This is a genomic window from Chryseosolibacter indicum (assembly GCF_018598585.1).
GTDB lineage: Bacteria > Bacteroidota > Bacteroidia > Cytophagales > Cyclobacteriaceae > Chryseosolibacter > Chryseosolibacter indicus.
In genome coordinates this window covers 1-313 of record NZ_JAHESD010000167.1, presented here as the reverse complement: position 1 = coordinate 313, position 313 = coordinate 1, and the positions used below count along the sequence as shown (strand labels likewise).

Below are 313 nucleotides of genomic sequence, written 5' to 3'. Positions count from 1 at the left end.
ATAACATATACCGTTTTCAATTATATCAGCATAGCAACACCAAACCTCAAAGCCTTCCTTTTAATGATATAAACGCTTTCGCAGAAGATACAAAGGGAAATATCTGGATAGGTACCAACGGAGGTGGCCTGATTTATTTCGATAGAAAGAATGAGAAGTTCACGCAATACAAGAACAATCCTTTCAATTCCAATTCACTAAGCAATAATGTGATTGTTAGCTTACTAATGGATCGTAGCGGTGTGCTTTGGATAGGACGTATTATGGAGGGCTGGATTCTTTCGATGGCAAAAACTTTAAACATTATAAACAT

Annotated in this window: 1 protein-coding gene; it reads left to right on the top strand. The window is 36.4% G+C overall.

What is annotated here, in order from left to right; genetic code table 11:
* Positions 1 to 313, top strand: a 313-nt coding sequence (locus KK060_RS24930; protein WP_254158014.1) for a two-component regulator propeller domain-containing protein, incomplete at both ends; no start/stop codon positions are given.